8 protein-coding genes are annotated in these 7,047 nt (G+C 57.8%); 3 read left to right on the top strand and 5 right to left on the bottom strand.

What is annotated here, in order from left to right; all coding sequences use genetic code 11:
* Window positions 1-1,176 (top strand): cation:proton antiporter (locus AC1DRJ_RS16225; protein ID WP_477803051.1); only part of this gene is annotated, 1,176 nt, incomplete at its 5' end.
* Between the two features lie 92 nt (window positions 1,177-1,268).
* Here AC1DRJ_RS16225 and rplS read toward each other — a convergent pair.
* From rplS to ffh, 5 genes are all read right to left on the bottom strand, one after another.
* On the bottom strand, window positions 1,269-1,619 hold the full coding sequence (gene rplS, locus AC1DRJ_RS16220) for a 50S ribosomal protein L19 (protein ID WP_003175895.1): 351 nt from the start codon (window positions 1,617-1,619) through the stop codon (window positions 1,269-1,271).
* Window positions 1,620-1,664: 45 nt separating this feature from the next.
* Window positions 1,665-2,417: a tRNA (guanosine(37)-N1)-methyltransferase TrmD gene (gene trmD, locus AC1DRJ_RS16215; protein ID WP_010463006.1), complete on the bottom strand. Its 753-nt coding sequence runs from the start codon at window positions 2,415-2,417 to the stop codon at window positions 1,665-1,667.
* Window positions 2,418-2,419: 2 nt separating this feature from the next.
* Window positions 2,420-2,956: a ribosome maturation factor RimM gene (rimM, locus tag AC1DRJ_RS16210; RefSeq protein ID WP_007944873.1), complete on the bottom strand. Its 537-nt coding sequence runs from the start codon at window positions 2,954-2,956 to the stop codon at window positions 2,420-2,422.
* A gap of 5 nt (window positions 2,957-2,961) precedes the next feature.
* Window positions 2,962-3,213 (bottom strand): 30S ribosomal protein S16, encoded by a 252-nt coding sequence (gene rpsP, locus AC1DRJ_RS16205; RefSeq protein ID WP_045059142.1) that lies wholly within the window; start codon window positions 3,211-3,213, stop codon window positions 2,962-2,964.
* Between the two features lie 250 nt (window positions 3,214-3,463).
* The gene (gene ffh / locus AC1DRJ_RS16200; protein WP_477803050.1) at window positions 3,464-4,840 is read right to left on the bottom strand and encodes a signal recognition particle protein; all 1,377 of its coding nucleotides are present in this window, start codon (window positions 4,838-4,840) and stop codon (window positions 3,464-3,466) included.
* A 195-nt stretch (window positions 4,841-5,035) separates the two neighbouring features.
* On the opposite strand from ffh, the gene AC1DRJ_RS16195 reads away from it, so the two are divergent.
* Both AC1DRJ_RS16195 and AC1DRJ_RS16190 read left to right on the top strand, forming a co-directional pair.
* Entirely contained in the window at window positions 5,036-5,848 is an 813-nt protein-coding gene (locus tag AC1DRJ_RS16195) for a cytochrome C assembly family protein (protein ID WP_477803049.1), read from the top strand.
* 12 nt (window positions 5,849-5,860) lie between these two features.
* The coding region (locus tag AC1DRJ_RS16190; protein WP_477803048.1) for a transporter associated domain-containing protein at window positions 5,861-7,047 on the top strand (1,187 nt) is incomplete at its 3' end.

Genomic DNA, 7,047 nt, shown 5'->3' with positions numbered 1-7,047 from the left:
GTATTGGGCACCAGCATTCGTCGGCACTGGCTACCGGAATACCTGCACAACCTGGCGTCGCTGGCTGCGGTGCTGAGCATCTTCATCGCCGCCAATCAAATAATGAACGAATCCGGCCTTCTGGCGGTGACACTGATGGGCATGTGGCTGGCCAACATGAAGGGCGTGGATGTGCGGCATATCCTGCACTTCAAGGAAAATCTCAGCGTTTTGCTGATTTCCGGGCTGTTCATTCTGCTAGCGGCGCGGCTGGACCTGAATGCCTTGATCACCCTCGGGCCGCTGGTACTGGTTCTGCTACTGATTATTCAGCTCGTTGCCCGGCCTTTCAATGTGCTGCTCTGCACGGCAGGTTCAAGCCTGAGCTGGCGTGAACGTGCGTTGCTGGCATGGATCGCACCCCGTGGGATAGTCGCGGCAGCGGTATCGGCCGTTTTCGCCATTCGCCTGGATCAGGCAGGTCACGAAAACGCCTTGCTGCTCGTGCCGCTGACCTTTGCCGTAATCATCGGCACCGTGGTCTTGCAAAGTGCGACCGCTCGGCCATTAGCTCGCTTGCTGAAGGTCGCGGAGCCTGCACCGAGCGGCTTTCTGATCGTCGGCGCCAATGGACCCGCGCGCACGCTGGGAAAAGCCCTACAGCAACTGGGTAGCCGAGTGCTGCTGACCGATTCGAGCTGGGAGAACATTCGGGCGGCGCGAATGGAAGGTTTGCCTACCTATTTCGGCAACCCGGCATCACAACATGCCAATGCCCATCTGGATCTGGTAGGCATTGGACATTTGCTGGCACTGTCACCATCGGGCGAAACGAACACCCTGGCACTGATGCGTTTTCGTCATGACTTTGGTCATGAGCGGATGTTCGGTCTCGCGAGCGAACAAGAAAGTCGCCGCACCGACAAGCATCGGGCCAGTCTGGAGCATCGGGGCAACCAACTGGGCAGTGAGGCGCTGACTTATGAAAAAATTGCCAGCCAACTGAGTCAGGGTGCCGAGTTGCACAGCACATCATTGAAAGATGGCTTCGATTGGGACGATTACAGGGCGCTTCATGGGCATCGCGCCACTTTATTGTTCATGCGCGATGACAGTGGCTGGGTGCATGTCGTCACGCCCGATAACACGCAGAAGCCTTCGGTGGGGTGGACGTTGTTGGCGTTAATTCGAACGTGAGGCTAGCGGTGTCGAACCGGGGATGCGGGCATAAATTGCAGGCAACAAAAAAGCAGCCCGCAGGCTGCTTTTTTTTGCATCGGAAGCTGGACTTAAGCCAGTTTTTCCTTGATGCGAGCTGCTTTACCGGACAGGTCACGCAGGTAGTACAGCTTGGCTTTACGTACGTCACCGCGACGTTTAACGGCCATGCTGTCGATTTGCGGGCTGTAGGTCTGGAAAGTACGCTCTACGCCAACACCGTTGGAGATTTTACGAACGGTGAAAGCACTGTTTACGCCGCGGTTACGCTTGGCGATAACAACACCTTCGAACGCTTGCAGACGCGAACGGTCGCCTTCCTTCACTTTCACCTGAACGACAATGGTGTCGCCCGGGGCAAAGGTAGGGATCTCTTTGGTCATCTGCTCTGCTTCGAGTGCAAGGATGATTTTGTTAGTCATGCTGTGCTCCTAAGGTAAATCGTCGGATCTACCATCGATACGTTGTTAACTATCGTCCCGCTCGCGGATGTATTCCTCGAGCAGCTTCTTCTCTTCTCCAGAAAGCGAGCGGCTTTCCAGAAGATCGGCGCGTCGTTCAAAGGTCCTACCAAGGGACTGCTGTAAACGCCAACGCCGGATATGCGCGTGATTGCCACTTAGCAACACGTCGGGAACACGCTGATCCGCATACACCTCCGGTCGGGTGTAGTGCGGGCAATCCAGCAGACCATCCGTAAAGGAATCTTCCTCGGCGGAGTCCGCATGCCCTAAAGCTCCAGGCAGCAGTCGTGTAACCGCATCGATCAGGACCATCGCCGGCAGCTCGCCGCCAGACAGTACATAGTCGCCAATCGACCACTCTTCATCGACATGAGCCTCTATAAATCGCTCGTCAATGCCTTCATAGCGACCGGCAATCAGGATCAATGCATCCAGATTCGCCAACTCGCGCACCGCCGACTGAGTCAGTTGACGGCCTTGGGGGGACAGGTAAATTACCTTCGCCGCCTCCCCGGCTGCTGCCTTGGCCTGAACCAGTGCATCTTCCAGGGGCTTGATCTTCATCACCATGCCCGGACCACCGCCAAATGGGCGATCATCCACAGTGTGATGTCGATCCGTCGTGTAGTCTCGCGGGTTCCAACAGGTGAGCTGCAAGAGCCCCTGTTTCACCGCCCGACTGGTGATGCCGTACTCGCTGATGGCGGAGAACATCTCGGGAAACAAACTGATCACTTCAACGCGCAAGTTAGCCACGCTTAGAAGTCCGCGTCCCAATCCACCTTCATCTCGCCTGCGGCCAGATCGACAGCCAACACGCATTGCTCCGTATAGGGCAACAGGCGTTCGCGATCATCCAGGCTGCCAGCGCAAGGCTTGACCACCATTACATCATTGGCGCCGGTTTCCAGAAGATGATCGATTTTCCCGAGCAATTGCCCGAGTTGATCAATAACCTTCAGACCTTCCAGCTGGTACCAGTAGTACTCGCCGTCGGTCAATTCAGGGAACAGGTTGCGCGGCACACAGATCTCATAACCGGCCAGAAGACGAGCTTCTTCACGATCATCAAGACCCTTGAGCTTCGCGACCAGGAACTTGTCGTTCCCACGTCCGCTGACCAGCTCGACCTGTTTCACATTACCTTCGCGCTTGAGCGTCCAGGTTTTGTACTGCAACAGGTTTTCTGTCGGATCAGTAAAGGAATACACCTTCACTTCGCCGCGAACGCCATGAACCGAATAAATTTTGCCGATAACGATCAAATCATCAGCAACAGCTGGCGTCGCGTTCATATTGCTCAGGCCGCAGCCTTAGCCGAGTCCTTCAACAACTGAGCAACACGCTCAGAAGGTTGTGCACCAACGCTCAGCCAGTAGGCTACGCGCTCTTGGTTCACGGACAGACGGACTTCTTGACCACGAGCAACAGGGTTGAAGAAACCAACCTGTTCCTTGTGCGAACCGTCGCGCGGGTTGCGGCTGTCGGTTACGGTCAAGTGGTAAAACGGGCGCTTTTTGGAGCCGCCAAGGGCAAGACGGATTGTTAGCATGTGAACATCGTTCCTGTAGTCGGTGCTGCAAATCTAAAGGCACAGCGGGCATAGGTGCCCGAAAGGCCGCATATTCTAAGGAATATCCGGACTTTTGCAAATGTCTTTTTCCGGCGGCCTATCGGACGCCATCCAGATTTGCTATAGAGCCGTCGTTGAAAACGGCCAGTCAGCTCCCGCCAAGTGCGGGTTTGCTGGAGTTCCCACTTCCTTGTGGGGGTGCGCAAGAGCAAGCCCTTACGCGAATTCTTTACATCTTTGGCATGCCGCCGCCGGGTAACATACCGCCCATGCCGCGCATCATTTTGGCCATTCCGCCTTTCGCGGAGAATTTCTTCATCATCTTCTGCATCTGCTTGTGTTGCTTGATCAAGCGACCGATGTCCTGCACCTGAGTACCGGAACCCATGGCAATCCGGCGTTTGCGCGAACCGCTGATCACATCAGGGTCACGGCGCTCGGCCGGGGTCATGGAGTTGATGATGGCTTCCATCTGCTTGAATTGCTTTTCTGCCGCACCTTGGGCATTGCCCATCTGCGCCAGGTTCACGCCGCCCATGTTCGGCAGTTTGTCCATGAGGCCGCCGAGGCCGCCCATGTTCTTCATTTGTTGCAACTGATCGCGGAAGTCTTCGAGGTCGAAGCCCTTGCCCTTCTTCAGTTTCTTGGCCAGTTTGTCGGCCTTGTCCTTGTCGAGGGTCGCTTCGGCCTGTTCGATCAGGCTGAGCACGTCGCCCATGCCGAGGATGCGCGAAGCAATACGCTCCGGGTGGAACGGATCGAGCGCTTCGCTCTTCTCGCCCATACCGATGAACTTGATCGGCTTGCCGGTGATGGCGCGAACCGACAGGGCGGCACCGCCACGGGCATCGCCGTCGACCTTGGTCAGGATCACACCGGTCAGCGGCAGTGCATCACCAAACGCCTTGGCGGTGTTGGCGGCGTCCTGGCCGGTCATGGCGTCAACCACGAACAGGGTTTCGACCGGGTTGATCGCGGCATGCAGCGCCTTGATCTCGCCCATCATCTCTTCGTCGATGTGCAGACGACCGGCGGTATCGACGATGACCACGTCAATGAATTTCAGTTTTGCTTCTTTAATAGCCGCTTGCGCGATGTCGACCGGCTTCTGGCTCAGGTCGGACGGGAAGAAGGTAACACCGACTTCACCCGCGAGCATTTCCAACTGCTTGATTGCCGCCGGACGGTAGACGTCAGCGGACACGACCATGACCGACTTCTTCTTGCGCTCTTTAAGGAAGCGCGCAAGTTTGCCGGCGGTGGTGGTTTTACCCGCGCCCTGCAAACCGGCCATCAGGATCACGGCAGGTGGAACGGCGCTCAGGTTCAGGTCTTCGTTGGCCGCGCCCATCAGGCTTTCGAGTTCGGCCTGGACAATCTTCACAAAAGCCTGGCCCGGCGTCAGGCTGCGCGACACCTCGGCGCCAACAGCGCGTTCCTTGACCGAATTGACGAAGTCTTTGACCACGGGCAAGGCGACGTCGGCTTCGAGCAACGCCATGCGCACTTCACGCAGGGTGTCTTTGATGTTGTCTTCGGTCAGCTTGGCCTTGCCGGTGACATGGCGCAGCGTCTGCGAGAGACGGTCGGTTAAGTTTTCAAACATTGCGCGATCCTTTCAGGCCCTGTGTAGACCGGGATAATGGCGGCCCAGACCGGAATAAACATGTGCTCGGCGAGCCTGCGGCGTGGGCAGGTCGCGGATTATAGCGAAGACTGCGTCTGGCGGACACCTCACACTTTCGTGCAATGGGGGTTCTATGCCAAACTCAGCGCCTTTCGGGCTTGCCTAACAGGATTTATGCTCCCCTTGTCACCCAGTTTGCTTACCACTCTCGCCGCCGCCTGCTTATATGCCGCTGCGACTTTTTATCAGGGCTCTCGTCTGGCCACCGGCGCCAAGGCGAACAAGCGCCTGCTGGTCACGCTCGGCGTGCTGGCCGTCCTGGCTCACAGCGCCAGCCTGCTCACCCATCTTCTGACGCCGATCGGCCTGGGCCTGGACTTTTTCAACGCCGCCAGTCTGATTGCAGTGGCGGTCATCGCGCTGACCCTGCTGGCCTGCTCGCGGATCCCGGTGGAAAACCTGCTGATATTGCTGTTCCCGCTAGGGGCCGCAACCGTGCTGCTGGCGCAGTTCGCCCCGGCCGGCACCGTACAGATCATCGACGAGGAACCGGGCATCCTCGCCCATATCCTGCTGTCGATCCTCGCTTACGGCATGTTCACCATTGCGGTGTTCCAGTCCCTGCTACTGCTGATTCAAGACCATCAACTCAAGCACAAGCATCCGTCAGGGCTGATCAGGAACTTCCCGCCACTGCAAACCATGGAAAGCCTGCTGTTCGGTTTCCTGTGGGCCGGCTGGACCCTGCTATCGTTGTCGTTGATCTCCGGCTGGCTGTTTGTCGATAACCTGTTCGCCCAGCACTTGGTGCATAAAACCTTGCTGGCGTGCCTGGCCTGGAGTGTCTTCAGTGTGCTGCTGTGGGGCCGTAACCGTCTCGGCTGGCGCGGACACAAGGCAATTCGCTGGACCCTGGCCGGTTTCTGCCTGCTGATGCTGGCGTATTTCGGCAGCAAGCTGGTTCGTGAATACATCCTGCATATCTGACGAGCGGCATTAATGGACGACTTGCCCCTAGGGCCAATGCTCGCGGTGTTGGCCCTGCTGATTTTATGGTCGGGGCTGTTTACCGCCATCGAAGTGGCACAACAGCAGTTGCTGGCTCAGCGAACCGCCTCGCGTTCGAGCGATAAACCGGTGGCGAAGCTGAGCTTTCCACTCAACAGCCTGATTTTCTGCAATACCCTGTGCCGTGCGCTGGTGATGGTCATCAGTACCTTGCTGGCGATTTTCACCTGGGCGGGAAACGGTCCATGGATCGCCTGCCTCGGCGCCGGCGCCGCGCTCCTGGTGTTCGCCGATTACCTGCCGCGCACCCTCGCCTCTCGCTACCCTGACGCGGTGCTGAACCTGGGTAACAGCTTGCTCGGCGCGCCACTGAAAATCATCTACCCGGCCGCCTGGATGCTCAATGGCTTCAGCCAGTTGCTGATGCGACCGTTCGCCCGCAAAGTCAAAGTGGTGCAGCAGAGCGAAGACGAAACGCCGGCGGATCGGCACGACGACCACGATCACGGCGTCTGCCGCCCGCACCCGCTGTCCGGCATCCACGCGCTGGACAACATCACGGTCAACGACATTCTGGTGCCGCGCAGTGACGTCGACGGCATCAACCTCGACGACCCGATTGAAGAGATCATCGAGCAATTGCGCCATAACAAGCGCACGCGCCTGCCAGTGTTCCACAGCGACATCAATCAGGTCGAAGCGGTGCTCAACACCCGGCACATCCGTCATTTGCTGCCCGATGCCAGCCTGACCATGGAAGCGCTAATGGCGGCCAGCCATGACCCTTATTTCGTCCCGGAAAGCACTCCGCTGCAACTGCAACTGCTGAATTTCCACAAGCAGCAGCGGCGCTTGGGCATGGTGGTCGACGAGTACGGCGAAGTGCTCGGTATCGTCACACTGGAAGACATTCTTGAAGAAATCGTCGGCGAATTCGAAAGCCAGCACAGCCTGGACAACCCGCATATCCATCCACAGTCCGATGGACGCCTGGTGATTGATGGTGCGGCGTCGATTCGCGACTTGAACAAGAGCCTGGGCTGGCATCTGCCCAGCGATGGCCCGAAAACCCTTAACGGGTTGGTCACCGAAGCCCTTGAGACCATTCCGGACAGCGCGGTATGCCTGAAGATCGGGCGCTATCGCCTGGAGATTCTGGAAACGGAAGACAACCGCGT

It is taken from the genome of Pseudomonas sp. P5_B2, from assembly GCF_056400445.1.
Note: the sequence above shows the minus strand (reverse complement) of the source record. Positions and strands in the feature narration are given on the sequence as shown.

Coding starts and splice junctions, on each gene's coding strand:
- rplS (WP_003175895.1), bottom strand. CDS start 1,619: ATGACTAACAAAATCATCCTTGCACTCGAAGCAGAGCAGATGACCAAA.
- rimM (WP_007944873.1), bottom strand. CDS start 2,956: ATGAACGCGACGCCAGCTGTTGCTGATGATTTGATCGTTATCGGCAAA.
- rpsP (WP_045059142.1), bottom strand. CDS start 3,213: ATGCTAACAATCCGTCTTGCCCTTGGCGGCTCCAAAAAGCGCCCGTTT.
- ffh (WP_477803050.1), bottom strand. CDS start 4,840: ATGTTTGAAAACTTAACCGACCGTCTCTCGCAGACGCTGCGCCATGTC.
- AC1DRJ_RS16195 (WP_477803049.1), top strand. CDS start 5,036: ATGCTCCCCTTGTCACCCAGTTTGCTTACCACTCTCGCCGCCGCCTGC.